The 24,099-nt window shown below is 67.7% G+C and carries 28 protein-coding genes and 3 pseudogenes; 13 read left to right on the plus strand and 18 right to left on the minus strand.

What is annotated here, in order from left to right; translation table 11 throughout:
• Position 1 precedes the first annotated feature (1 nt).
• A complete protein-coding gene (locus M3330_RS11930; protein WP_255024869.1) occupies positions 2 to 1,057 on the plus strand; it encodes a DUF6777 domain-containing protein in 1,056 nt (351 codons plus the stop codon).
• Between the two features lie 38 nt (positions 1,058 to 1,095).
• Here M3330_RS11930 and M3330_RS11935 read toward each other — a convergent pair whose 3' ends face one another.
• Complete coding sequence (locus tag M3330_RS11935) at positions 1,096 to 1,767, minus strand: SDR family oxidoreductase (RefSeq protein WP_255024870.1); 672 nt, start codon at positions 1,765 to 1,767, stop codon at positions 1,096 to 1,098.
• Between the two features lie 10 nt (positions 1,768 to 1,777).
• Positions 1,778 to 2,482, minus strand: a complete 705-nt coding sequence (locus M3330_RS11940; protein WP_006550869.1) for a vancomycin high temperature exclusion protein — start codon at positions 2,480 to 2,482, stop codon at positions 1,778 to 1,780.
• A 40-nt stretch (positions 2,483 to 2,522) separates the two neighbouring features.
• Between M3330_RS11940 and M3330_RS11945 the strand changes: the two genes are divergently transcribed.
• Both M3330_RS11945 and M3330_RS11950 read left to right on the plus strand, forming a co-directional pair.
• A complete protein-coding gene (locus M3330_RS11945) occupies positions 2,523 to 3,533 on the plus strand; it encodes a PHP domain-containing protein (protein WP_019290504.1) in 1,011 nt (336 codons plus the stop codon).
• Between the two features lie 3 nt (positions 3,534 to 3,536).
• Positions 3,537 to 4,979, plus strand: a complete 1,443-nt coding sequence (locus tag M3330_RS11950) for an NAD(P)/FAD-dependent oxidoreductase (protein WP_019290505.1) — start codon at positions 3,537 to 3,539, stop codon at positions 4,977 to 4,979.
• A 4-nt stretch (positions 4,980 to 4,983) separates the two neighbouring features.
• Here M3330_RS11950 and M3330_RS11955 read toward each other — a convergent pair whose 3' ends face one another.
• Positions 4,984 to 5,604 (minus strand): trans-aconitate 2-methyltransferase, encoded by a 621-nt coding sequence (locus tag M3330_RS11955; protein WP_019290506.1) that lies wholly within the window; start codon positions 5,602 to 5,604, stop codon positions 4,984 to 4,986.
• Positions 5,605 to 5,690: 86 nt separating this feature from the next.
• On the opposite strand from M3330_RS11955, the gene M3330_RS11960 reads away from it, so the two are divergent.
• A complete protein-coding gene (locus M3330_RS11960; protein WP_006550865.1) occupies positions 5,691 to 5,981 on the plus strand; it encodes a putative quinol monooxygenase in 291 nt (96 codons plus the stop codon).
• Between the two features lie 47 nt (positions 5,982 to 6,028).
• Here M3330_RS11960 and M3330_RS11965 read toward each other — a convergent pair whose 3' ends face one another.
• The 3 genes and pseudogenes from M3330_RS11965 to M3330_RS11975 all read right to left on the minus strand — a co-directional run.
• Positions 6,029 to 7,009, minus strand: coding sequence for a pirin family protein (locus M3330_RS11965; protein ID WP_006550864.1), 981 nt, complete (start codon positions 7,007 to 7,009; stop codon positions 6,029 to 6,031).
• Positions 7,010 to 7,068: 59 nt separating this feature from the next.
• On the minus strand, positions 7,069 to 7,968 hold the full coding sequence (locus M3330_RS11970; RefSeq protein WP_255024872.1) for a spermidine synthase: 900 nt from the start codon (positions 7,966 to 7,968) through the stop codon (positions 7,069 to 7,071).
• 41 nt (positions 7,969 to 8,009) lie between these two features.
• Positions 8,010 to 8,204: pseudogene (locus M3330_RS11975) on the minus strand (MFS transporter); the annotation flags it as partial.
• 71 nt (positions 8,205 to 8,275) lie between these two features.
• Between M3330_RS11975 and M3330_RS11980 the strand changes: the two are divergent.
• Together M3330_RS11980 and M3330_RS11985 are read left to right on the plus strand one after the other, a co-directional pair.
• Positions 8,276 to 8,998 (plus strand): annotated as a pseudogene (locus M3330_RS11980) (LLM class flavin-dependent oxidoreductase); the annotation flags it as partial.
• Between the two features lie 118 nt (positions 8,999 to 9,116).
• Positions 9,117 to 10,454: an amylo-alpha-1,6-glucosidase gene (locus tag M3330_RS11985; RefSeq protein ID WP_255024873.1), complete on the plus strand. Its 1,338-nt coding sequence runs from the start codon at positions 9,117 to 9,119 to the stop codon at positions 10,452 to 10,454.
• Positions 10,455 to 10,503: 49 nt separating this feature from the next.
• Here M3330_RS11985 and M3330_RS11990 read toward each other — a convergent pair whose 3' ends face one another.
• The 4 genes and pseudogenes from M3330_RS11990 to M3330_RS12005 form a co-directional block, all read right to left on the minus strand.
• Complete coding sequence (locus tag M3330_RS11990; RefSeq protein WP_255024875.1) at positions 10,504 to 12,582, minus strand: PhoX family phosphatase; 2,079 nt, start codon at positions 12,580 to 12,582, stop codon at positions 10,504 to 10,506.
• 129 nt (positions 12,583 to 12,711) lie between these two features.
• Positions 12,712 to 13,944, minus strand: coding sequence for an alpha/beta hydrolase (locus M3330_RS11995; protein ID WP_255024877.1), 1,233 nt, complete (start codon positions 13,942 to 13,944; stop codon positions 12,712 to 12,714).
• A gap of 60 nt (positions 13,945 to 14,004) precedes the next feature.
• A complete protein-coding gene (locus M3330_RS12000; RefSeq protein WP_006550857.1) occupies positions 14,005 to 14,799 on the minus strand; it encodes an LLM class F420-dependent oxidoreductase in 795 nt (264 codons plus the stop codon).
• A gap of 465 nt (positions 14,800 to 15,264) precedes the next feature.
• Positions 15,265 to 15,405 (minus strand): annotated as a pseudogene (locus M3330_RS12005) (pirin-like C-terminal cupin domain-containing protein); the annotation flags it as partial.
• A gap of 224 nt (positions 15,406 to 15,629) precedes the next feature.
• On the opposite strand from M3330_RS12005, the gene M3330_RS12010 reads away from it, so the two are divergent.
• Positions 15,630 to 15,878: a type II toxin-antitoxin system Phd/YefM family antitoxin gene (locus M3330_RS12010; protein WP_019290515.1), complete on the plus strand. Its 249-nt coding sequence runs from the start codon at positions 15,630 to 15,632 to the stop codon at positions 15,876 to 15,878.
• A complete protein-coding gene (locus M3330_RS12015) occupies positions 15,875 to 16,129 on the plus strand; it encodes a Txe/YoeB family addiction module toxin (protein ID WP_019290516.1) in 255 nt (84 codons plus the stop codon). Before M3330_RS12010 ends, M3330_RS12015 begins: the two co-directional genes overlap by 4 nt.
• A gap of 100 nt (positions 16,130 to 16,229) precedes the next feature.
• Here M3330_RS12015 and M3330_RS12020 read toward each other — a convergent pair whose 3' ends face one another.
• Positions 16,230 to 16,751 carry a hypothetical protein gene (locus M3330_RS12020; RefSeq protein WP_200359089.1) on the minus strand — a complete coding sequence of 174 codons (522 nt, stop codon included), beginning with the start codon at positions 16,749 to 16,751 and terminating at the stop codon, positions 16,230 to 16,232.
• A gap of 156 nt (positions 16,752 to 16,907) precedes the next feature.
• Between M3330_RS12020 and M3330_RS12025 the strand changes: the two genes are divergently transcribed.
• The 3 genes from M3330_RS12025 to M3330_RS12035 all read left to right on the plus strand — a co-directional run bounded on the left by M3330_RS12025 (position 16,908) and on the right by M3330_RS12035 (position 18,639).
• Complete coding sequence (locus tag M3330_RS12025) at positions 16,908 to 17,864, plus strand: ERCC4 domain-containing protein (protein ID WP_255028899.1); 957 nt, start codon at positions 16,908 to 16,910, stop codon at positions 17,862 to 17,864.
• A gap of 367 nt (positions 17,865 to 18,231) precedes the next feature.
• Positions 18,232 to 18,420 carry a hypothetical protein gene (locus tag M3330_RS12030; protein WP_019290519.1) on the plus strand — a complete coding sequence of 63 codons (189 nt, stop codon included), beginning with the start codon at positions 18,232 to 18,234 and terminating at the stop codon, positions 18,418 to 18,420.
• Positions 18,421 to 18,426: 6 nt separating this feature from the next.
• On the plus strand, positions 18,427 to 18,639 hold the full coding sequence (locus tag M3330_RS12035; protein ID WP_019290520.1) for a hypothetical protein: 213 nt from the start codon (positions 18,427 to 18,429) through the stop codon (positions 18,637 to 18,639).
• A gap of 157 nt (positions 18,640 to 18,796) precedes the next feature.
• Here M3330_RS12035 and M3330_RS12040 read toward each other — a convergent pair whose 3' ends face one another.
• Complete coding sequence (locus tag M3330_RS12040; protein WP_006550849.1) at positions 18,797 to 19,423, minus strand: TetR/AcrR family transcriptional regulator; 627 nt, start codon at positions 19,421 to 19,423, stop codon at positions 18,797 to 18,799.
• Between the two features lie 102 nt (positions 19,424 to 19,525).
• Between M3330_RS12040 and M3330_RS12045 the strand changes: the two genes are divergently transcribed.
• Together M3330_RS12045 and M3330_RS12050 are read left to right on the plus strand one after the other, a co-directional pair.
• Positions 19,526 to 20,695 (plus strand): acyl-CoA dehydrogenase family protein, encoded by a 1,170-nt coding sequence (locus M3330_RS12045; RefSeq protein WP_019290521.1) that lies wholly within the window; start codon positions 19,526 to 19,528, stop codon positions 20,693 to 20,695.
• Positions 20,696 to 20,705: 10 nt separating this feature from the next.
• Positions 20,706 to 21,842, plus strand: coding sequence for an acyl-CoA dehydrogenase family protein (locus tag M3330_RS12050; RefSeq protein ID WP_006550847.1), 1,137 nt, complete (start codon positions 20,706 to 20,708; stop codon positions 21,840 to 21,842).
• A gap of 10 nt (positions 21,843 to 21,852) precedes the next feature.
• Here M3330_RS12050 and M3330_RS12055 read toward each other — a convergent pair whose 3' ends face one another.
• The 6 genes from M3330_RS12055 to M3330_RS12080 are packed head-to-tail and all read right to left on the minus strand — an operon-like array spanning position 21,853 to position 24,098.
• Positions 21,853 to 22,146, minus strand: coding sequence for a gas vesicle protein K (locus M3330_RS12055; protein ID WP_016693994.1), 294 nt, complete (start codon positions 22,144 to 22,146; stop codon positions 21,853 to 21,855).
• The gene (locus M3330_RS12060) at positions 22,143 to 22,370 is read right to left on the minus strand and encodes a gas vesicle protein (protein WP_019290522.1); all 228 of its coding nucleotides are present in this window, start codon (positions 22,368 to 22,370) and stop codon (positions 22,143 to 22,145) included. The genes M3330_RS12055 and M3330_RS12060 overlap by 4 nt, the downstream gene beginning before the upstream one ends.
• Entirely contained in the window at positions 22,367 to 23,155 is a 789-nt protein-coding gene (locus M3330_RS12065) for a GvpL/GvpF family gas vesicle protein (protein ID WP_033098479.1), read from the minus strand. The genes M3330_RS12060 and M3330_RS12065 overlap by 4 nt, the downstream gene beginning before the upstream one ends.
• The gene (gvpJ, locus tag M3330_RS12070) at positions 23,148 to 23,546 is read right to left on the minus strand and encodes a gas vesicle protein GvpJ (protein ID WP_024102486.1); all 399 of its coding nucleotides are present in this window, start codon (positions 23,544 to 23,546) and stop codon (positions 23,148 to 23,150) included. The genes M3330_RS12065 and gvpJ overlap by 8 nt, the downstream gene beginning before the upstream one ends.
• On the minus strand, positions 23,543 to 23,839 hold the full coding sequence (gene gvpO / locus M3330_RS12075) for a gas vesicle protein GvpO (RefSeq protein ID WP_019290524.1): 297 nt from the start codon (positions 23,837 to 23,839) through the stop codon (positions 23,543 to 23,545). Before gvpO ends, gvpJ begins: the two co-directional genes overlap by 4 nt.
• Before the next feature lie 4 nt (positions 23,840 to 23,843).
• Positions 23,844 to 24,098: a gas vesicle protein GvpG gene (locus M3330_RS12080; protein ID WP_019290525.1), complete on the minus strand. Its 255-nt coding sequence runs from the start codon at positions 24,096 to 24,098 to the stop codon at positions 23,844 to 23,846.
• Between the last annotated feature and the right edge of the window lies 1 nt (position 24,099).

A 24,099-nucleotide genomic window follows, 5' to 3' on the forward strand; every position in this document is an offset into this window, starting at 1 on the left:
CGTGGCCAGCGACACGGTTCGTGGATTCGGTCTGGCACTCGCACTGACGGCACTGGTGGCGGGTGCCTGCTCGTCGGGCGGTTCGGTCGAGACGACGACGCCCGTGCACCTGCATGTCGCCACCGCGCAGGACGACCCGTGGACGCCGCGTCTCGTGCCACCCCAGGTGCCGGTCGCGGTGCCGCCCCCACCCCCCGAGGTCGTCGAGGACGGCGGCGACCCGGTCACCGCGACCGCCGGAACCCCGGCCGTCCCCGGTGATCGCCCCGCCCTCTACGGGGGAAGTCTCGACCGGCCCCTGTGCGACCGCGAAGCCCTCGTCCTCCATCTGGAAGAAGACCCGGACAAGGCCGAAGCGTGGCGCGGTGTCCTCGGCGTGCCCGACATCCGCGGCTACACCGACACCCTCACCGCGGTCCTCCTGCGCGCCGACACCCGGGTGACCATGCACGAGTACCGCGACGGTGCGGCGCGGCCCGTGCAGTCGCTGCTCGAACGCGGCACGATCGTCCTCGTCGACGAACTCGGTGTCCCGCGCGTGCGGTGCGTGCGCGGCAATCCGCTGTCCGCGCCGGTGCTCACCGGAAACGACGAACTCGAAGGTCCGAAATGGCCCGGACTGAACGCCGAGCGGATGTTCGTCGTCCAGCCCGCCGCGACTGCCGTGCGGGAGTTGGAGGTCATCGACATCACGACCGGCGCGATGGTCCCCGTGCCGGTCGGTGAGGCCCTGCCGAAAACCATGGCTCCGGCCGCACCGGAGACCACGGAGGAAACCCGCCCGGAGACCGAGGCGCTGCAGGTACCCGTTCCTGCACCGCGGCGCGATCCGGTGCCGGAAGCCGCGGCACCACCACCGCCTCCTCTCCCGGAACCGTCGCCTCCGCCTCCCCCCGCTCCGGAACCGCCGCCACCGCCACCGCCACCGCCGCCGGCTCCGGAACCCGCTCCGGCACCGGCACCCCCGCCGGCGCCGCGGGCTCCCGCGCCGCCGCCTCCGCAGATCCAGATCCAGATTCCGGGCGCTCCCCCGGTCGTGATCCCCCTGCCGTTCTGAGCCGCCTGCCGTTCTGAGCCGTCGGCTCTTTCGAGTCGTCAGCGAGGACGCAGAACGACCTCGGTGGGGTGGGCGTCGACCGGCGCCTCGACGACCTGCCGCACCGCACGCGCCACCGTGCCGGGGCTGAGGAACTGCGACGGGTCGTACTCGCGGCCCTCCGACGCGACGATTGCGCGTTGCATGTCGGTGTCGATCCGGCCCGGGTGGATCGAGGTGACCCGCAGTGCGGGTTCCTCCTCGCGCAGCGCGTCGCCGAACGCCCGCAGTGCGAACTTGCTCGCGGCGTAGGCACCCCACCCGGGGCGAGCGCGCAGACCCGCCCCCGAGTTGATGAGCACCACGTGGCCGTTCGCGGCCCGCAGGGCCGGTAGCAACACCTGCGTCAGGGCGACGACGGCGACGACGTTCGCCTCGAACGTCTCGCGCCACTGCCGGGGCTCGCTGTCGGCGATCGTGCCCAGTTCGGCGACGCCCGCGTTGTGGACGAGCACGTCGAGCCGATCGATGTCGGCGGCGGCCGCGGCGACGGCGACGTGATCGAGCAGGTCCACGGGCCACGGCGTGGCGTCGGGCAGTTCCTCGAGGATCGCATCGAGCGACTCGCGACGTCGTCCGCCGAGGAGCAGATCGTGGGTGGGAGCGAGTTCCTGGGCGATCGCGGCGCCGAGACCGCGACCCCCTCCGGTGACGAGAGCTGTGGGGCGCATGATCACGAGCCTAGGAAGCAGACGGTGGGGCGGCCACCGCACCGTGCTCGAGACCGGCCAGGATCTCGGCGAGCCGGTCGTCCGGAGGGGTCTCCACCGCCGGGTCGCGCGGGAACCGGAGTTCGAGGAACGCCTTGGGTCGCGACAGCACGTACTCGCGCGCCAGATTCCTCAGCCGCGTGCGCAGTCGCACGTCGTTCGCGGCGCGGACTCCGGCGATGTCGATGCCCGCCCGCCGGCACAACGCCACTGCGCGCGGAAGGTGGAAGGCCTGGGTCGTGATCAGCGCCTGCCGCACGCCGTAGGTGGCCACCGCACGCCGGGCGGTGTCGTAGGTGTCGAGACCGTACGGGTCGGCGACGATCCGTTCCCGGTTCACACCCTGCTCGACGAGATACGCGATCATCGCCTCGATCTCGTCGCCCGAGGTTCCGGCCCCGTCGCCCGAGACGAGCACGGCTTGCACCCGTCCCCGTGCCATCAACGCGACCGCGACGTCGAGGCGGCTGCGGAGCACCCGCATCGGACGGCCCTCGTGCACCCGCGCGCCCGGCACGATCACCACCGGGGCGGGCGGCGCGCCGTCCACCTCGTACATGAGGTCCTTCGCTTCGGACGCCACGCGGGCGGAGACGAGTGTCAGCGCGGACACCGCACCGACGACCAGTGCGGAGACCGCACCGAGAGGGGACGACGACCGGACGGATTCGAGCATGCGTCCCAGATTACGGACGCCCGGCGGCCACAATGGAGGGGTGGACCCCGTCGACGCACTCCGCGAAGTCGCCTTCTGGCTCGAACGCGAACACGCCGACACCTACCGTGTGCAGGCCTATCGACGCGCGGCGGAGGTGCTCGCCGAGGTGAGCGACCACAAGCGGGAGGTTCTGCGGAAGACCGACTCGTGGACCGATCTACCGGGCGTCGGGAAGAAGACCGCGACGGTCGTCCGGGAGTCGTTCGACAAAGTGCCCGCCTATCTCGAGCAGTTACGCGAGGAGGCCGACCCGATCGGGCGCGGTGGCCGCGACCTGCTCGAGTCCCTGCGCGGCGACCTGCACACCCACTCGAACTGGTCCGACGGCGGCAGCCCGATCGACGAGATGCACCGCGTCGCGTCGACGATGATCGGGCACGAGTACTTCGCCCTCACCGACCACTCCCCTCGCCTGAAGGTCGCGAACGGGCTCACCGCGGAGCGGTTGCGCTCGCAGCTCGCCGTCGTCGCGGAGATCAACGAGAACGACAGTGGTTCAAGGATTCTCACGGGTATCGAGGTTGACATCCTCGACGACGGGTCGCTCGACCAGGACGAGGGGCTGCTCGCCGAACTCGACGTCGTCGTCGCGAGCGTGCACTCGAACTTGCGGGCCGACCGGTCGGCGATGACGAAACGCATGCTGCGTGCGGCGGCGAATCCCCACGTCGACGTCCTCGGGCACTGCACCGGCCGGCTCGTCGCCGGGGGGCGCGGAAACCGTCCCGAGTCGAAGTTCGACGCCGAGAAGGTCTTCGCCGCATGTCGCGACCACGACACCGCCGTCGAGATCAACTGCCGGCCCGAACGCCGCGACCCGCCGTCGCGTCTCATCGACCTCGCGCTCGAGACGGGCTGCCTGTTCTCCATCGACACCGATGCGCACGCACCCGGGCAGCTCGACTGGCTCGGGTACGGTTGCGAACGTGCCGTCGAGCGGGGTGTCGAACCCGAACAGGTGATCAACACCTGGGAGATCGACGACCTGCTGGCGTGGGCCGACAGGTAGGAGATGCGCGTGGAACACGTCGACGTACTGATCGTGGGAGCCGGATTGTCCGGCATCGATGCCGGTTACCGGTTGCAGACACAGTGCCCGGATCTCGGGTACGCCATCCTCGAGAGTCGCGACGCGATCGGTGGTACGTGGGATCTGTTCCGCTATCCGGGGATCCGATCGGACAGCGACATGTACACGCTCGGCTTCCCGTTCCGCCCGTGGCGGGGCGAGAAGTCCATCGCCGACGGCCCCGACATCCTGCAGTACATCCGCGACACCGCCGCCGAATTCGGCATCGACCGACGGATCCGATTCGGCCACAGGGTGATCGATGCATCCTGGTCGTCGGAGGACGCCCGGTGGACGGTGCGTGCCTCGACCGGGCAGGGAACCGTCGAGATGTCCTGTTCCTTCCTCTATCTCTGCAGCGGCTACTACAGCTACGAGTCGGGTTACCTCCCCGACATCCCCGGTCTGCAGGACTTCGCGGGCACGGTCGTGCATCCGCAGTTCTGGCCCGAGAACCTCGACTACGAGGGGAAGAGGATCGTGGTGATCGGCAGTGGCGCCACGGCCGTCACGCTCGTGCCCGCCCTGGCGGAGAAGGCCGAGCACGTGACGATGCTGCAGCGCTCCCCCACCTACGTGATGTCGCTGCCCGCGCGCGACCCGATCGCGACGCGGATTCGACGTCTGTTGCCGGACAGGGTGGCCCACCGCGCAGTGCGGACGAAGAACGTCGTAGCCAATCTCGGCTTCTACCAGTTCTGCCAGCGGTTCCCCTCGGCCGCGAAACGCATGTTGCGCACCCTCACCGAACGTCGCCTACGCGGCAGGATCCCGGTCGATCCCCACTTCTCACCGCGCTACGACCCGTGGGATCAGCGACTGTGCGTGGTCCCCGACTCCGACCTGTTCCGCACCCTGCGCGCCGGGAAGGCCGAGATCGTCACCGACCGGATCGACACCGTCACCGAGAAGAGTGTCCGCCTCGAGTCCGGCCGCGAACTCGAGGCCGAGATCCTGATCCCCGCGACGGGTCTGCAACTGGTGCCTGCGGGCGGAATCGAGTTCGTCGTCGACGGGGAGAAGATCGACCTCTCGGCCCGGTTCATCTACCGTGGCATGATGCTCGACGGCCTGCCCAATGCCGCGATGTGTCTCGGCTACACCAACGCGTCGTGGACCCTGCGTGCCGATCTCGCGTCCCTCTACGTCTGCCGGTTGCTGCGGTACATGCGACGCAACGGTTACCGTTCGGCGGTTCCGAGGTATTCGGGCGACGGGTGTACCCGCCCGCTGCTCGGTCTCGACGCCGGGTACATCCACCGCGCGGAAGGTGCTCTGCCCAAACAGGGTGCGCGCAGCCCGTGGTTGATGCGGCAGAACTATCTCCTCGACCTGCCCACCATGCGGCTCGGGCGTGTCGACGAATCGATGCAGTTCACGCCCTGACCCGTCAGCGCCGCCGCGCCGCCAGGTGGACGTCGGGGAAGCGATGATCGGTGTCGGGGCGGCCGACCGTCCGCCACACCTCGTCGAATCCGGCGTCGGACAGGGCCGCGGCGAGACGATCCGGGTGCCACCGCCACGCCGGCGCCACCGCGTGATCGAACTCCACCACTTCGCCGGGGGTGTCGGTGGTCTGGCCCGCGATGAGCACCACGCCGCCGGACGGAACCCGCTCCGACCACGCGTCGAGGATCCCGGGGATCTCGGACGGCGGAACATGGATGAGGCTGCACCGTGCGATGATCGCGCTCGGAACCACTCCGCGGAGTTCGTCGGACCCGAGTCGCGCGTCGTCCCGCACGAATCGCAGGGCGGGGTAGGCGCCCCGCGCGATGCGCAGCATCTCGGTGCTGGGATCGAGGCCGATCACGTCGAGTCCGCGGTCGGCGAGATCCGCGGCCACGTATCCGGGTCCGCAGCCCACGTCCAGCACGACACCCTGCACCTGGCTCTGGCACACCATCTCGGAGAAGGCGGCGACGGTGTGGCGTTCGAGCGGAGTCAGGTACGGATCGGGAAACAACTCGACGTACAGATCCGCGAGGGCATCGTATCCGGGCTGGGTCACTCCGGCATGGTACGACGGGCCGCGATGAGTTCGACCCCGTTCGCAGGTCCTATCCACGACGAGGCAGTGACCACGGGAGGGAATTCATGATCATCGTCGCAGGACATCTCACCGTCGACGCCGACAGGCGTGAGTTCTATCTGGCGACCTGCAGGTCCGTCGTCGAGGCCGCCCGTAGAGCGCCGGGCTGCCTCGACTTCGCTGTCACCGCCGACCTGATCGAGCCCGACCGCGTCTGCATCTACGAACGGTGGGAGTCACAGGCACACCTCGACGACTTCCGCGGCAGCGGACCCGACGACGATCAGGCCCGGGAGATCCGGTCGATGGAGGTCTCCGAGTACCTCGTCCCGGATGTGCAGCCGTCGAACGAGTAGTTCTCGTCGCAGATCCCGCCGGAAATCGACAGGATCTGCGCACGCCGTCAGCGTTGCTCGAGCTTCTCGTCGGGATACCGCGCGAACCGGCCGGCGTCACGTTCGTGCACGGGACCGTCGCTGTCCCAGGGCCATCCGCCGAATCCGGTGCGGCGGTAGTCCTCGAACGCCTGGCGGACACCCGCCTCGTCGTTGAGCACGAACGGGCCGTACGAGACGACGGGTTCGCCGATCGGGCGACCCTGCAGCATCAGGATCTGCGTGCCCTCGTCGCCGCCGGTGAGGTGCACCGGCACCGACGCGTCGACGACGACCCCGTGCCCGGACTCGATCGTCCGGTCACCGATCCGCACGGGAGAACCGTTGTACACGTACAGGACCCGTTGCGTCTGCTCACCGCGCGCGGCCGGCAGTTCCCAGCGCGCACCGGACGACAGGTCGATGTTCCAGATCGCCACGTCGGTGCCGGGTCGGGACGCCCACGAATTCGGCGGGGGCGGCGGCGGAGTCACGTCGTCGAGCTCACCGGCGATGACGCGGACGGAGACGGTGCGTCCGTCCTCGTCCGAGACGGTCACGGTGGGGGTGTCCTCGTTCCACAGCATCGAGAAGTGCGGATCGACGGTCTTCGACTCGGCGGGCAGGTTCAGCCAGATCTGGAACAACTCGAGCGGATTGTCCGAATCCTTGTTCAGCAGAGGGAACATCTCGCTGTGGACGACCCCGTTGCCGGCGGTGAGCCACTGCGTGTCGCCCTCACCGAAACGCGCCGCCGCACCCACCGAATCGGAGTGGTCGACGAAACCCGAGCGCACGAAGGTCACCGTCTCGAAGCCGCGGTGCGGGTGGCCGGGGAATCCTGGGACGGTGGTGCCGTGGTACATGCTCCAGCCCGCCGGGTTGCCGAAGTCCTGGCCGATCGGGCGGCCGTCGAGCGACGCGTCGGGTCCGAGCTCGTCGTTGCCCGCCGGATACGCGTCGACGTGGTGTGCGACGAACAGGAAGGGATCGATCGTCTGCCAGGGCATACCGAGCCGGAAGACCTGGAGTACCGGAGTAGGGGCTGCTGACGTCATGACCCGTGCAACTACGTGCCCGTGCTCTTTGTTCCGGGCGGTGTGGTGGCCTCGCGGTCGTCGAGCACGCGCGCCCCGGCGGCGAACTTCTCGACCTGGTCACCCAGCCGGATCTGCGCGGGGACGGCTCCGCCGAGCAGGTCGCGGGCCAGGGCCGGGGAGTCACCGAGCGGCAGGTCGCTGCCGGCGATGACGACGTTGCCGTAGCGGCGTCCCTTGAACATCGCGGGGTCGGCGATGATCACGGTGTGCTCGAAGACCTCACCGATCGTCGCGGCCTCACGTTTCGCGACGGTCAGGTCGCGGAAGTCGCCGCAGTTGACGACGTAGACACCGCCGGGCGCGAGCACGCGTCGGGCGTGCTGTGTGAACTGGAGGGTGGTGAGTGCGACGGGAGTGCGGTTGTAGGCGAAGACATCCCGCACGATCACGTCGCGGCTCGCGTCGGAGAGCGAGGTGAGGACCTGACGGGCCTCCCCCACCCGGATACGCAGCAACGGAGCGCGGGGCAGATCGAACCAGTGGCGGACGAGTTCGGCGAGGCGACCGTCGATCTCGACGACGACCTGCCGAGCGTCGGGGTAGACCGCGGCGAAGTAGCGCGCCATCGTGCACGCACCCCCACCGAGGTGCAGCACGCGCAATCTCGAGTCGTGTTCGAACCTGCTCTCGACGAGCATCGCGATCCACCGCATGTACTCGAACTCGAGCAGGGCCGGGTCGCTCAGGTCGATGTGCGAGCTGGGCACCCCGTTGATCTCGAGGACCCATCCGTCGGCGAGATAGCGGTCCTTGACGAGCTCGCACGTACCCGTGTCGATGTCGTACAACCCCTCGGCCGGGCCGCCCGGTGCACCCGTCTTCTCCTTGCGCGGCGACGATGCGGCGCGGCCACCTCGTTGCCTGCTCATACGACGAGCCTAGTACCGGCTCGTTTGCCTCGGATCAGAGGCATCGTGCCGACGAACGAACTCTGGTCGGGGAAGAACAGCTGGTTGAACACCAGGCTCGCAGCCGTCGCGTAGAGGAAGAAGTCGTACCACTCCACCGTGGTGCCGAGCAGGCTCGCCGCGACCACGGTGCGTAGTCTCCTGCGACGATCGAGATCGGACTCGGGTGCGGAACTGGGCTGTGACAGCGTGGTCACGGACTCGATTCCCGGTGGTGGACAGCGTGCAACCCGGCGACGCCGACCACGTCCGACACATTCACACACGGGCGGGCAACGGCCCGGTCGACTTCCAGGCCGAATACATCCAGGTCGAGAACGCCCAGCTCCAGCGCATCCCCGATCCGGTGCCGCCGCTCTTCTTCGGCGGGTCCTCTCCCGCCGCCGGCACCGTCGCATCGCAGTTCTGCGACACCTATCTCACGTGGGGTGAGCCGCCGGCCGCCGTCGCCGACAAGATCGCGTGGATCCGCGGCCTTGCCGACATCCAGGGACGCACCCTCGACTACGGCATCCGCCTGCACGTCATCAGCCGGGACACCTCCGACGAGGCCTGGGCCGAGGCCGACCGCCTGCTCTCCGCGCTCGACCCCGCGACCATCGAGAAGGCCCAGCAGAGCCTGGCCCGCTCCGGTTCCGAGGGGCAGCGCCGGATGGTCGAGCTGCACGGCGGCGGCAGCGCTTACGCCGCGAGCAAGGACGCCCGCAGCCTCGAGGTCTCCCCCAACCTGTGGGCGGGCGTCGGACTCGTCCGTGGTGGCGCGGGCACCGCGCTCGTGGGTTCCCACGAGGAGGTCGCCGACCGCATCGCCGAGTACGCCGAGATCGGACTCGACCACTTCGTGCTGTCGGGCTACCCGCATCTCGAGGAGGCCTACCGCTTCGGTGAGGGCGTTCGTCCGATCCTCGAGCGTCGCGGCCTGCTCGCCCCGGCCTCCCACCGCCCGGGCGACCTGTCGGGCTCGACGGCCTTCCTGCCCTCCGCGCACTGACCATCCCTGACACATCGATACAGCACAGCTCGACACAGCGCCGGCGCGAAATGTGTCGGCGCTGTTACAGCTGCGGCCCTCGTCGTGCGGATCCGTCCGCAGCACAGAGAATGGGGCCATGCCGGACCGAGGATTCACCTCCACACAGCTCGCCGCACGCGCGGCGTACCTGCTGCGTGGGAACGACCTGGGCGCCATGACGAGTGCCGCTCCCAAGCTTTATCCACACATGTGGAGTTGGGATGCGGCGTTCGTCGCCGTGGGGCTCGCGCCGCTCAGTGTCGAACGGGCGGTGGTCGAACTCGACACCCTGCTCTCGGCGCAGTGGAAGAACGGGATGATCCCACACATCGTCTTCGCCAACGGTGTCGACGGCTACTTCCCGGGCCCGACGCGCTGGGCGGTCTCCGAACTGGCCGCGCACGCACCGGCGCAGGTGCAGACCTCGGGTATCACACAGCCTCCCGTGCACGCCATCGCCGTACAGCGCATCCTCGAGCATTCACGACGGCACGGCCGCTCGACACGTGCTGTCGCCGAGGAGTTCCTGGATCGCCGGTGGGCGGATCTCGTGCGGTGGCACCGCTGGCTCTCGCACGCACGCGATCTCGACGGCAACGGCCGCATCGCGCTGTACCACGGGTGGGAGTCGGGCATGGACAACTCCCCGCGCTGGGATACGGCGTACGCCAACGTTATCGCCGGTCCGGTGCCGCCCTTCCATCGCGAGGATCTCGAGCACGTCGCCGACGCCACCCAGCGACCCACCGACCGTGAATACGCGCGTTATCTGTGGTTGCTCGAGGAGATGAAGACGGCGCGTTACGAGGACAGCGTGCTCGCGAAGGCCATGAGCTTCGCGGTCGAGGACGTCTTCGTCAGCGCGGTGTTCTCGCTGTCGTGCGAGGTGCTTGCAACCATCGGTGAGGAGCATTCCCGTCCCAACGCGGATGTGCGCGAGCTGTATTCGTGGGCCGAGCGGTTCCGGAAGGGTGTGGTCGCCACGACCGACTCCCGCACGGGCGCGGCGAAGGACTTCGATCTGCGCAGCGGGAAGTGGGTCGCCACCGATACTCTCGCGATGTTCGCGCCGCTGCTGTGCGGTGGCCTCGACCGGCAGGCCGAGAGGGCGCTGCTGCGCACCTTCGAAGGGCCGAAGTTCTGCGGGCATCCGGATCTTCGCTACGCGGTCCCGCCGTCGACCTCCCCCGTCTCGGGCGACTTCCGTCCCCGCGAGTACTGGCGCGGGCCGGTGTGGCCTGTGATGACGTGGTTGTTCTCGTGGGCGTTCGCCCGTCGCGGCTGGGCCGAACGGGCCAACGTGCTTCGCGCGGAAGGACTCCGGCAGGCGAGCGACGGCACCTTCGCCGAGTACTACGAACCGTTCACCGGCGACCCGCTCGGCAGCATGCAGCAGTCGTGGACCGCCGCAGCGGTATTGGACTGGCTCGGATGACCCGTGCGTGGTTCCGGGAGCGAGCGCGACCGGAACCACGCACGAGGTGTCAGACCCCGATACGTCCGCCGTCGGACTTCCACGCCGCGACCACGGCGGGACGCGGCTGGGAGTCGCCTCCGTCGGGCCAGTGCGAGGCCGGCGACGCCCACGACGCGTCGTCGGTCTCCCCGGGATGCTGGACGCACACCACGACCCGGCCGTCCTGCACGATCGGCCCGCACGTCTCGGCGCCGATCGGCACGGTGAGGAACTGCTTCGTCTCACCGCGACGCGGACCGTCGAGGACGACGCTGAACAATCCGTCGTTGGAGCCGAGTGCGTTGCCGTCGGTCGAGATCCACAGATTGCCGTACGAATCGAAGGCCAGGTTGTCGGGGCACGAGATCGGACTGACCTGCGACTTGTCGAAGCCGCCGAAGTAAGTGTCGGCCTCGTTCGGGTCCCCGCACACGAGCAGCAGCCTCCACGTGAAGGACGTACCCGCGTGGTCGTCGTCGATCTCGAGGACCTGACCGTTCTTGTTGTTCTCGCGCGGATTCGCCTCGTCGGCCGGCGCGGCGCCGTCGACGCCGCGCTTGGTGTTGTTGGTGAGTGCGACGTAGACCTTGCCGGAGACCGGATTCGGTTCGAAGTCCTCGGGGCGATCCATCTTCGTCGCGCCCACCCGGTCGCCGGCGAGGCGGGTGAACACCGCGACCTCTTCGGCGCTCATGCCGTCGACCAGCGACTCGGCGCTGCCGTCCTCGTTCGCGCGCAGCAGCGGGATCCACTCGCCGCTGCCGCGGAACTCGCCGGCCTCGGGAAGTGTTCCGGATCCGTCGATCTCGTCCGGATGGTCACCGCTGAGCTTCGCGACGTAGAGCGTGCCGGCGTCGAGCAGGGTCATGTTGTGCCGCATCGCAGCTCGCGAGTTTCCGGGCTGCATCTTCCGCGACGAGACGAACTTGTACATGTAGTCGAAGCGTTCGTCGTCACCGCTGTACGACACGACGGTGCCGTCGTCGGTGATGTGGACGGTGGCCGCCTCGTGCTTGAACCGTCCCAGTGCGGTGTGCTTGACGGGCACCGAATTCGGATCCCACGGATCGATCTCGACGATCCACCCGAACCGGTTGACCTCGTTGGGTTCCGCGGCGATGTCGAAGCGCCGGTCGAATCGTTCCCACTTCCGTTCGGTTTCCGCGCCCTCGAGTCCGTACCGGGCGAGACGTTCGGCGACGACCGGGTCGGTGACGCTTTCGGCGTTGGCGAAGTACTGGTTGAAGTTCTCCTCGCCCGACAGCACGGTGCCCCACGGGGTGAGCCCGCCGGCGCAGTTGTTGAACGTCCCCGAGACCCGCGTGCCCGTCGGGTCGGCGGTGGTCTTCAGCAGGCCGCTGCCCGCGGCCGGTCCGGTGAGGAGGAACTCGGTGGTTCCGGTGATACGACGGTTGTATTCACCGAATTCCGGTGTCAGGCGGCCGGTCCCGGGCTCGCCCTTCACCTGGACGACCGACATCCCGTGACCGGCGATGCCGATGCGCACCTGTTCCTCGGTGGGGTCGTCCGCATCGTAGTCGGCGAACATGAAGGGTTCGGTGGTGTATTCGTGATTGACGACGAGCAGGTAGGTGTCGGGTCGGCCGTCCACCGGGAGCAGGCCGGCGAAGTCGTTGTTGAACCCGAACTGCTTCTCCTGCGCGGTCGCCGTCTGGTTCCCGATGTCGAAGGCCGGGGCATCGGGCAGCACCGGATCGCCCCAGCGGATGACGACGTCGTTCTCGTACCCCTCCGGAACCGTCACCGCGTCATCGGTGTTCGGCGCGACCGCCGTGAAGTTGGTGCCGTCGGGCACCGGCCCGAGATCTCCCGCCGCCCCGGCGTCACTGCCGGCGGCCGCAGCGGAGTCGTCCGCACAGGCCGTCAGGACACCACCGGCGCCGACGGCGAGCACGGCCATGGCACCGCCTCGCAGGACCCCGCGACGCGAGACGGCGGCGCGCACGATGTCGCCGAAGTATTCACCGCGGGAGGTGTTCGGGACGGCGTGCGAACAGGCATCCCCGCACTTGTACTTGCACGTGATGTTCGAGCGCGACGATATGCCGTCGTGCGTGACGAACAAGGGCAGGACTCTACGGGCCACAACGTTCTCCTCGGAAATCGGTTCGACGCCGGAACCGTAGGAGCGTCAGGCGAGTCGGACGGAACGAGAAGGTGAACACCCGATGAGCATTCGGCGGCCGTGAGACGGCGGTCACAGAACGGGCCGAGGTCAGCCCGGGGCGATGCGGTCGAGATCCACGATCGGCCGTACACCGGGACGGTTGCCATCGGAGAATTCCTCGTCCCGCGACTGCTCGTCCTCGTCCTCGACCTCGCCGGGCCGGCCGTCGACGAACGGCACCACCCGGTCGGTGATCGCCGTGTTGTATTCGGCGGGAGCCTGGATGGGATTGGCGTGACCGGTACGGTCGAGCTTCGACACCAGCAGCGTGCCGTCGACACCGCCGGACTGGTCGATCAGGATCCGGTGACTGTACTCGACGTCGACGACGTTGTCGGACAGTGCGTTCCGGGGCCGGAGGAACACCACGGCGGGACGGATCTTGTCGTCGCGTTCGTCGGCGAGTGCCCGCAGGTTGTCGACCGCACCGGAGGCGACGATCGCCCGGAACTGCGATTCGATCAGTCCGTTGCTCGCGGCGTCGGTCGAGAAGATCTTGTCGTGGAGCACCTCGACCGCGACGTCGTGCAACTCTTCGGTGTCGATACGGCGGTACCACCGGTCCGAGGGGAGCACGAAACGGTCCATGCGGGCGACGACCTCGACGAGCATGCGCATGCTGCGGCTCTCCCGTGCGCCGGGCAGCCAGCCGATCCAGCGCAACAGGTCCTCACCGGCGTCGCGCGCGTCGGCCCGCACGGCGTGCAGGTCGAGCGGCGTGCAGTCCAGGATCACGCCGGTCACCTCGAGATCGGTGTCCTGATGCAGGTGCTGGGCGACCTCGAGGGCGATGATCCCACCCATGCTGTGCCCGGTGAGCACGATGTTCTCGATCCCGGACCACGCGGCACGCTCGTGGATCAGGCGGCTGACGACGGCGGTGTCGAGACCGCTGTTGTCGTACTCGACCGCCCACACCTGCCCGAGTTCGCTCAGTGCGGGCAGTGCCGTGGCGGTCTCGGTCGCGTCGAGGTTGCCCAGGCCCACCAGGTCGACGACCGCCGTGTCGCGGTCCTCCCGCGTCGCCGCGTCGTGGATCGGATGTAGCTGTGGCTGCGTGAGAGCGAGTCGCTCACGGACCGGCGCGACGTCCCATGCCCAGTACTGGGTGAACAGGGCGACGAGCGGGAGCGCCGCGACGGCGGTGCGCGCGAGGGCTCGTCGAAGCCGGCCGAACCGTACCCAGTGATGACCGGCGCGGGTATCGCGGAGACGTCGCCGCCGCCGACCGTCGTCCCAGTCGTCGGCGGTGCAGGGCGGTAGCCATGGTGCGTTCGACATGCACCACCGATGCTACCGACGTACTGTGCTCGGCTCAGGGTCCGTCGGCACGGGCCGGGATCAGCTCAGCCCCGTCAGCGGGGGTGCGGAGTTGTCGTCTCGCCACGCGATGGCTTCGCGCAGTTCGGTGAGGTCGTAGTCGGGACCACCGACACCCACCGTGAACTGCGTGATCCCGAGCTCCACATAGGACGGGGCCGCGTCGGCGCCGGGCCACGAGGTGGACCGTTCGATGTCCTCGGGTCGACGACCGGCCTCGGCGCAGCGCTGCGCGAGGATCTCGGATTTCTCGGCGTGGGTCTCCATCTCGCCGAAGCTGTGCCAGATGTCCGCGTACTTCGCGACCATCGGAAGCGTCTTCTTCGGGCCGCCGCCACCGATGAGGATGGGAATGTGCCGGGTGGGCTGCGGGTTCAGCTTGCCGAGGCGATTCACGATGCGGGGCATGTACTCGGCGAGCAGGTCGAGGCGGGAGCCCTTGGTGCCGAACTCGTAGCCGTACTCGTCGTAATCTCGTTCGAACCAGCCCGAGCCGATGCCGAGGATGAGACGACCGCCGCTGATGTGGTCGACGGTGCGGGCCATGTCGGCGAGCAGATCGGGATTGCGGTAGCCGCCACCGGTGACCAGTGCGCCGATCTCCACGCGCTCGGTCTGCTCCGCCCAGGCGCCGAGCATCGTCCAGCACTCGAAGTGGGCGCCGTCGGGGTTGCCGTAGAGCGGGTAGAAGTGGTCCCAGTTGAACACGATGTCGGCGCCTGCGTCCTCGGCGCGGAGCACGGTGTCGCGGATGACGCCGTAATCGGGTTGCTGCTGGGGCTGTAGTTGGAGTCCGATGCGAATGGGGCGCGTCATGGAGTCCAGGTTAAGAGAGTGTGTCTCATGTGGACGGCTTCTTGAAGCAAGTGAGTGCAGCACCGAGATGGAGGAACCCGACGAAATGTTCCCCGCCGGGCTCGATAGCGATCGGCGGACGAGGGGAACGCGCACGACGATGACCTCCAGCTCGGGCGCAGCCGGACGGCGGGCCGGGTCCGGGGCCATGTCGGCAGTTTCCCGCGCGTCCTTCTCCAGAGTGCTGCGGTCTCGGCGAACTGGTCGAGGGCGGGATTCACGCCGACGAGTGTGAATCGCGTCCGATCACGGTGACGTCGCCACCCCACAGGTCGCCGAGGATTCGGACGAGGAACGCGGTGCTGTGATCCCAGCCGTCGCGCGGGGCGCGGGCGCCGTAAGAGCCGCCGCGGGTGATGAGTAGAACGACGGGCTTACCGTCGAGGAATCGATCGCTGGCGGCGCCACCGGCAATGACAAGGTCGATCAGAGGTACTGCAGTCGGGACCGGCGGGGGATGTCGCCGAATTTACCGGCGTGAAAGTCCTCGAATGCATTGGTGATTTCCACCTTGGTGTTCATGACGAACGGTCCGCCGAGCACCTCGGGTTCGCCGATCGGCGGTCCGCTGAAGGTAAGGATTCGTGCGGGGGTGTCGCCGTCGGTGGTGTCGATGTCGATGGTGGACGAGCCAGCGTGCGTGCACCCGGAGCGCAGCGCCGGCAGATGGACGAGCAGAGGGAACGAAAGCCGCACCTCACACCTTTTGGTACCGAATGCCGTACCGAAGTGGTACCGTTTAATGTACCGGTTCAAGAGCTGAGCCGAGAGACTTCGGGGAAGGAGTACCTATGGCTGCCATCACTGCTACCGAAGCGAGAAAAAACTTCTTTCCGCTGCTCGAACAGGTCAACAAGGACCACACCCCTGTGGAAATCGTATCCAAGCGGGGCAATGCCGTCCTGATGTCGAAGGATGACTACGACGCCATGCTCGAGACCTCGTACCTGATGCAGTCTCCGGCCAACGCCCGACGACTGCTCGCCAGCATGCAGAGAGCTCGCGGAGGTGAACACACCGAAAGGGAACTCATCGAGTGAACATCACCTTCACCGACGAAGCCTGGGACGACTACCAGTTCTGGATCTCGACCGACAGAAAGCAGCTCGAGCGTGTCAACGAGCTGATCAGGGATTGCCAACGAGACCCGTACTCGGGGATCGGCAAACCCGAACGGCTCAGACATGCCCTGTCAGGACTGTGGTCTCGACGTATCGACAAAGAACACCGCCTGGTCTACGAGGTCATCGACGGTGCCCTGGTCATCATCGCCGCCCGCTACCACTACTGACCCGATCCACGGTCCGACGACCGAATCCGGGCAGGATTATCACTTCTGACTGAGCAACCGCAGACACATCCTTGCCGATGGTCGGGGGGTTGCTTGCAGGTCAGCGACAGTCGACATGCACCGAGACATACACCCGGCCACTGTGCTCGCCGCTCCACTGGTCCGGACCTTCGACGGCCGCGGCGATGTCGAACTGGTCGGGTTCGGACCAGTCCACCGGCTCGGGTGCCGCGATCAATGCGGTGGTGTCGAGCTCGGCGGACGGGAACTGCTGGTCGGTGTTGCCCACCGTCAGTACCGGCGAGCCGCACGCAGCGCGGAGCAGATGGTCGATGGCCGATGTGCGCCACGCGGTCGCCGAGAACCGGATCGTGTCCTGAGCGAGTAAGTCCACTGCCTGCCCGACACCGACGATGTGCGCCGCGGCCATCTCCACCCCGGTGCTTATGCCGCTGTCGAGCAGCCACGCATGGAATATGGGTATGAGCCGCTGGTACTCGTCGACCGCGGTTCGGCGAGAGCGATCTGCGAGCGAGACCATCGTCCCCTGGTTCTTCTGCGCTCGCTTCTCGGCTTTCGCGGCGCGCTTCTGCCCGGCCGAACCTCTGCTCTTGTCGGACATGTGGCAGGACCTTTCATCGACGACCGGTTTCTGTCGCGCCCACCCGATGCATTCCTGCCTCGCACACGCGTGTCCGGCAGGCTTGTCGGCGGGCGATCGGTATCGGACACTGCTCGGTATGTATCGCCGAGCGAAAGGCCGCCGAACTTCGTGGACATGGTGATCGCCCGCAACCCGGACCCGGAATCACGGCTGCCGTTCCTGCTGCGCCTGCCCCTGTCGGACGGACTGGTGTTTCGCACCTCCGACACCTGGCCGCGTACCAAAGCCCTGTTCTGCTATCTCGTTCCGGCCGACGAGTGGCCTGAGGACCCCGAGATCGTCGAGCAGGTTCGGTTGCGTTCGTGTGTGCGTCGCGGCGCCGCGATCGACGTGGTCCTGGACCGGGGACGGGAGAACCGGTCGCAGATCGTGTTCACCCAAGCTCGGGGGCGCGATGCCGTGTTCTGGCAATCCCCGCGCACTCGGAAGCAGGCACGTCCGAATGTGCGCACCCCCACCGCCCGAGCCGCCGGCATCGCCGAACTGACGATCGTCGTCGATTCCCACGAGCGTTACCCCTACAAATTCCCCGGGCAGCAGGTCGACACCGTCCGCCGTGTGTTGGCGTGCGGAGACTACGGTCTGCTCGTCGACGACCGGTTGGTCGCCTCGGTCGAACGCAAGTCGTTGGCCGACCTGGTAGGCAGCCTGACCAGCGGGAGGCTGCGTTTCGCGATGGCCGAGCTCGCTGCCCTGCCCCGCGCCGCAGTGGTGGTCGAAGACCGTTACTCGGCGGTGTTCAAGTTCGAACGGGTCCGGCCGGCGATGATCGCGGACGGTCTCGCCGAGCTGCAGGTCCGCTACCCCGGTGTGCCGATCGTGTTCTGCGAGACTCGTCAGCTCGCCGAGGAGTGGACCTACCGCTATCTCGCCGCCGCGCACGAGTGGACCGGCGTCGAGGACGCGGCGTGTGACCGCATCACACCGCAGCACAAGGACGCTCCCACCGCGGAACCGTCCACCGCCGACGTACGCGCGTGGGCCCGCGGCGAGGGCATGAAGGTCCCCGATCGTGGCCGGCTCCGTCCCCAGGTTTGGGCGGCCTGGCGCAACGCTCACGCCTCGGGGTGAGGCTGAACGCCGCAGCAGCCGATGCCACGTCCTGCCGTTTCGTGCGGAAGGCGCGGCGACTGCCACGCGCGCTCGATAGACCGCGCCCCATCCAGCGGTTCGACGCCACGCCGTGCTGAGCACGGCGATCACGTCATCGTCGAGCATGATTACTGAATCGTCCCTGATTTCATCGAGGGTGAGCCAGGCATCCCGGAAGGATCACCCCAGACTCATCATGGCGAACTACAAATACCCTCAGGAACTGGCGTGAGCGAGCGACCCGACTCGCCGTCGAAGCCCGCCGTGACCCCGACACCCGCACCGGCGCGCCATCAACCGGATCGCCGAGCAGACCGGCGTCCACAAGGAAGCCCTGCGGACCTGGGTGCGCAAAGCCGAAGACGACGAGCTCCCGACCGAGCCGGTCGATGCCGAAGCGCGCATCCGCCGTCCGGAGAAAGAGAACCGCGAACTGCGGCAGTTGATGGAGATATTTCGCTCTGCCACAGTGTTTTTCGCGAAGGTGGAGTTCGTCCCCCGCAAGTGGGAGGTGGCCCCACGCCGACTGAAGTAATCGCCTGTGTTCATCGACGAACACAAACACCGCTGGGGGATCGAACCGATCTGTCGCGTTCTGTCGGAGAACACCGGCCGGGAAGACGTCGAAGCGGCCACCGTGCAATGGGTGCATTGGTTCGATACCGAACGGGTCCACGGCATACTCGACTACCGCACCTCGACCGAGATCGAGACCGCCTGCTACGCACAACCACCGGCCGCACCTGCGGCCTGAGGACTGAACACACGCTCAGCCTCAACAAGACTCGGGACTTGACGATCCAGTGGAACAACCCGACCCGAGTGGTCGGACGATCAGCCATGCCAGCAGAGCGATCGTTACCGCACAACCATATTCACAGCAACGCGCTCAGCTGATCGGTGCATTCGGGCTAAGGAAACATCTCGTATCGTCGCCCGAGTTCCCGCAGGAAGGACTCGAGAACGAGGTCGAAGCTCTCGGCATCGATCTCGGCGGCGTACTCGCGAAGCCGATGCGCCTGCGACAGATGCGGATACCGCTCGTTGTAGGTGTCGATGTGATCGTCGAATCCGCCCGCGAACGAGGTGATCGCGGAACCGATGACGATGTACTTGATCGAGGCTCCGATCATCGTCGCGAAGCGGGGCGGCCAGCCGGCGCGGGTGAGGCCGCCGTGGATGGCGTCGGACGCCTGGAGGGAGACGGGCCGGGTGCCGGGACTCGAGGCGAGGAAGGGCACCATATTCGGGTGCGCGGCGAGCGCGTCGCGGTAGGTGCGAGCCCAGCGTCGGAGCGCTTCCTGCCAGTCGTCCTCGGCGAACCCGCTGACGTCGACCGATTCACCGATGGCGTCGGCGATGTCGTCGAGCAGTTCTTCCTTGGTGGCGTAGTGGCTGTACAGCGACGGGGCGCGAACACCCAGTTCGGCGGCGATCCGACGCATCGAGACGGCGTCGAGGCCGTGCTCGTCGACGAGTCGTAGCGTGACGTCGCGGATGAGCTCACGGCTGAGCAGAGGCGTGCGCGGGCGCGCCATCCATCGTCCTCCTTCCGGCCCGGCCTGGACGAGCTAACAATGTAAGGTTAGTTTGGAATCGCGAGAAGCGCTACGGCGCCGGCATCCCTGGAAGGTCCCTCCATGAACCTGAAGCTCACCGAGGAGGAGCGTGCGTTCCGCGACGAACTGCGCACCTTCTTCACCACCGAGATCCCCGCCGAAGTGCGTGCGAAGACCGCCTCCGGCACTCCGCTGGGCAAGGACGACTACGTCGCCGTCCAGCGCATCCTGCATTCGCGCGGCCTCGCCGTTCCCAACTGGCCCGTCGAATGGGGCGGTCAGGACTGGACGCCGATGCAGCGCAACATCTGGCTCAGCGAGCTGCAGCTCGCGTCGGTGCCCGACCCGCTGCCGTTCAACGCGTCCATGATCGGGCCGGTCATCGCGCAGTTCGGCTCGCAGGAGATGAAGGAACGCTTCCTCCCCGCCACCGCCAACCTCGACATCTGGTGGTGCCAGGGCTTCTCCGAGCCCGAGGCCGGCTCCGACCTCGCGTCCCTCAAGACCCGCGCCGTCCGCGACGGTGACGACTACATCGTCAACGGTCAGAAGACGTGGACGACGCTCGCGCAGCACGCCGACTGGATCTTCTGCCTCGTCCGCACCGATCCGAACGCGAAGAAGCAGGCCGGCATCTCGATGCTGCTCTTCCCGATGGACACCCCGGGCGTCACCCTCCGTCCGATCAAACTGATCGACGGCGGCTACGAGGTCAACGAGGTCTTCTTCGAAGACGTGCGCGTTCCCGCCGAGAACCTCGTCGGCGAGGAGAACACCGGCTGGACGCAGGCGAAGTTCCTGCTCGGCAACGAGCGCACCGGCATCGCCCGGGTCGGCGCCACCAAGGTCAAGCTCGCGCGGGCGAAGTCCCTCGCGGCCGAGACCCGCTACGGCAGCGGCTCGCTGCTCGACGACCCGATCTTCGCGGCACGCCTGGCCGAACTCGAGAACGAGCTGCTCGCTCTCGAGCTCACCCAGCTACGCGTCGTCGCCGGCTCGGCCGACGGCAAGCCCAACCCGGCATCGTCGCTGCTCAAGATGCGCGGCTCCGAGTTGCAGCAGGCCGCGACCGAACTGCTCGTCGACATCGCCGGTCCCGATTCGCTGCCCGCCGGCGAGGCCGGTATCGACTCGCCCGACTGGGCGCAGCTGACGATGCCGACCTACCTCAACAACCGCAAGGTCACCATCTACGGCGGGTCGAACGAGGTTCAGCGTTCGATCATCGCTTCCTCGATTCTCGGACTGTGAGGCCCCGGACATGAATTTCGAACTCGACACCGAACAGGACATGCTCCGCGCGACCGTCCGCGACCTGCTCTCCGGCGCGTACGACGTCGAGTCGCGCAACCGGGTGGCCGAAGGTGACCTGGGCTGGAACCGCGACGTATGGAAGCAACTCGGCGAACTCGGCGTGCTCGGCCTGCCCTTCGCGGAGGAGCACGGCGGCATGGGAGCCGGACCGGTGGAGGTCATGGCCGTCATGACCGAGATCGGCCGCGCGCTCGCACCCGAGCCCGTGCTCGACTGCGTCTACCTGCCCGGCCGGCTCGTCGCCGAGGTCGGCACCGACGCGCAGCGCTCCGACATCCTGCCGCAACTGTCCGAGGGCACCGTGCTCCTCGCGTTCGCGCACGACGAGCCGGGCAGCCGCTGGCCGCACACCGAGGTGGCCACCACCGCGGCACGCGACGGCGACTCCTGGACCGTCTCCGGTCGCAAGAATCCTGTGCTGCACGGTGATTGCGCCGACACCTTCATCGTCTCCGCGAAGCTCCCGGAGGGTGGCGTCGGACTGTTCGTCGTCGACGCATCGGCGGACGGTCTGGTCCGCACGCCGTACCGCACCCACGACGAGCGTCGCGGTGCGCAACTCGTGCTCGACGATGTTGCGGCGACCCCGCTCGGTGAGGCGGCCGACGCGTCCGCCGCCATCACCGCGGCGCAGGTGCACGCGCAGGCGGCACTGTGCGCCGAGGCGGTCGGTGCCCTCGACTCCTCGGTGCAGCTGACCACGAGCTACCTCAAGCAGCGCAAGCAGTTCGGTGTGCCGCTGTCGATGTTCCAGGCGCTCACCCACCGTGCGGCCGACATGTACGTGCTGTACGAGCTGGCGTCGAGCATGAGCCTGTACGCGACCATGGCCCTCGCCGACGGCATCGTCGACCCGACCATCGCCTCGCGCGCCAAGCTGCAGGTCGGCCGGTCCGCTCGGAAGATCGGCCAGGAGTCCGTGCAGATGCACGGCGGCATCGGTGTCACGGCCGAGCACTCCATCGGCCACTACCTGAGCCGCCTGACCGCGATCGAGCACACCCTCGGCACCATGGACGATCACCTGCGGGTGCTCGCCGGCGGTGTGAAGGACTACGAGCTCGTGGAGATCGCCGGAATGTGACCGATCGGGCTCACTCCCGGGGCAGCAGTGTCCCCAGCGGACCGAGATCGATGTTGAGATCCTCGGGGGTGAGCCCGAAATGGTCGCGCAGTTCGCCCATGCGCTGCTCGAGCAGCATCAGTGTCGTGCCGAGCCGTTCGATCTGCTCGTCGCTGAGATCCCCTGCATCCATGCGGTGCAGGGCCTGACGCTCCATCAGCTGCCGGAGCAGTTCGACGAGCGTGAGCACCAGCGTCACCAGACCCCGCTCCACGGATTCGGGATCGGCGTCGATACGCGACGGGAAGTTCACCGGCTCGCTCACGAACCCTCCCGGGCCCCATGGGGAACGGGGACGTCGACCCCGGGCAGCGACAGGGTACTGATCGACGAGATCAACGCGCGTAACGAGATCCGCACCAGATCGATATCCGCGATCGACAGTGTGATGTCGCCGGTGATGACCACGCCGCCCGACAGCACCCGATCCAGCAGATCGATCAGAGCGATCCGCCGTTCCTCGTCCACCGATCCGTCGGCGTATCTCACGGCGAGATCCGTTCTGCTCCAGCGAACGAGTAGGGCGGCCACGGGCCGCTCGTCTCGAGCCTGATCCCCGGATTCAGGGACCCGAGTTCCTCCACCTCGGAATAGAATTCGTCCGCCCTGTCGTCGTCGACGAGATATGTCCCGTTGAGCAGCATCCACTCCTGGCTGCCGCTCAGTGCCGGATCGGTCGGCGCGCTCCGGCGACCCGCGGCCGACACACGCAGCAACCGATCGTGGATATCGGCGGCGCGTTCGGCCGCATCGCGTTCGATGCTCTCCTGCGCCGCCAGTTGCGCGCGGCGACGCAGCAGATAGGCCGTGCCCCTGCCGGAACCCGCACCCTCCGCATGCGCTTCCGCGGCGGCCGCGGTGAGCGCCTTGCGATCGGCGAACGCCTTGACCCCCCATTCGGTACGACCGGTCACGAGGGCGAGCGCAGACGCGAACTGCTCCCGGTGCTCGGTGAGCAGGGCCCGGACCCGTTCGTCGTCGAGGCAGACGGTCGCGAGTCGAAGGGGTACCACGGAGAAGTGCCGTGCCAATCCGGCGACGACCGAATCATGGGCGCGGGCCACTCTTTCCAGCCAGTCCAGGTCCTCGAGATTGCGAGCCAGTGCGGCCTCGCCGAAATCGTCCAGGGGCACCGTTCCGACCACGGCGGTCAGTCCGCCCTCCTGCACCGTGCGGACCTGCTCGCCGGCGACGCCGGAGGCGCCCTCGGTCTCGTGGCCGACGAGCGTCCCGTCGGTCACGGCGTACATCCAGGTCCCGGTCGTGTCAGTCACGGTTCTCCTCGTCCACGATCTCCGCCGGTTCCGGCTCCAGTTCCTCCGCTCGGGCCTCGAGTGCGGCCAACCGTTCGCGAAGCTGCCGGTTCTCCAATTCGAGTTCCACCCGGCTCGAATCGACCTCGGGTGAGCGAGCCTTGCTCGTCAACCACGGATCGCTCTCCCACCAGTCGATCCCGACGGCCTTGGCCGTCTCGAGCGATGCGATGACGAGGCGGAGCTTGATCGTGAGCAGTTCGATGTCGAGCAGATTCACCTGGATGTCGCCGGCGATGACCAACCCCTTGTCCAGGACACGTTCGAGGATGTCGCCGAGATTGGTCGACCGTCCTCCACCCCCGTAGGGCTGCGGCGACGACATGCCGCCTCCCCCACCGACCACCGTCATGACCCGGTCCTTGCGCCGATGTCGCTGCTGCCGCGTCCGTAACGCCGGGTCCGCCGGTACGCGAGCAGATCACCGTCCAGATCGACCTCCACCTCGTAGAGCGCGAGCATGTCGGCCGACGACGGAATCCGCCGGTCTTCCACGACCTCCACCTCGACGACCCATCCGTCCTCGGTGGGTTCGACGGAGGTGACCCCCTGAGCTTCCTTCGAGGTCAGTTCCTTCAGATGTGTGAGGGCCGCCGATGCGGCCTCGGCCGCCGAGATCGCGGGCGGGCCGGTGTCCTGCGCCACGGGATCACTCCTTTCCCCCGGCGGGGCCGGAGCCGCCCCGGGAGATCATGCGGTTCAGCACGGCCTGCTGCGCCTCGTCCTTCTCCTCGGGGGTCAGCTCACCCGCCTCCGCCGCCTCCTCGATCTGCTCGAGTTCGCGCCGCACGTTGGCGGGATCGTGCAGTTGCTGTTCGACCTGCTCCTGGATGATCTCTCCGAGCCACATCACTCCCCTGACGGGAGCGAGGGGCAGCGTGAGCAGGGAGGTCAGCAGACCCATC

Origin of the sequence: Rhodococcus sp. GA1 (genome assembly GCF_024321955.1) — a bacterium.
Lineage (GTDB): Bacteria > Actinomycetota > Actinomycetes > Mycobacteriales > Mycobacteriaceae > Rhodococcus > Rhodococcus pyridinivorans.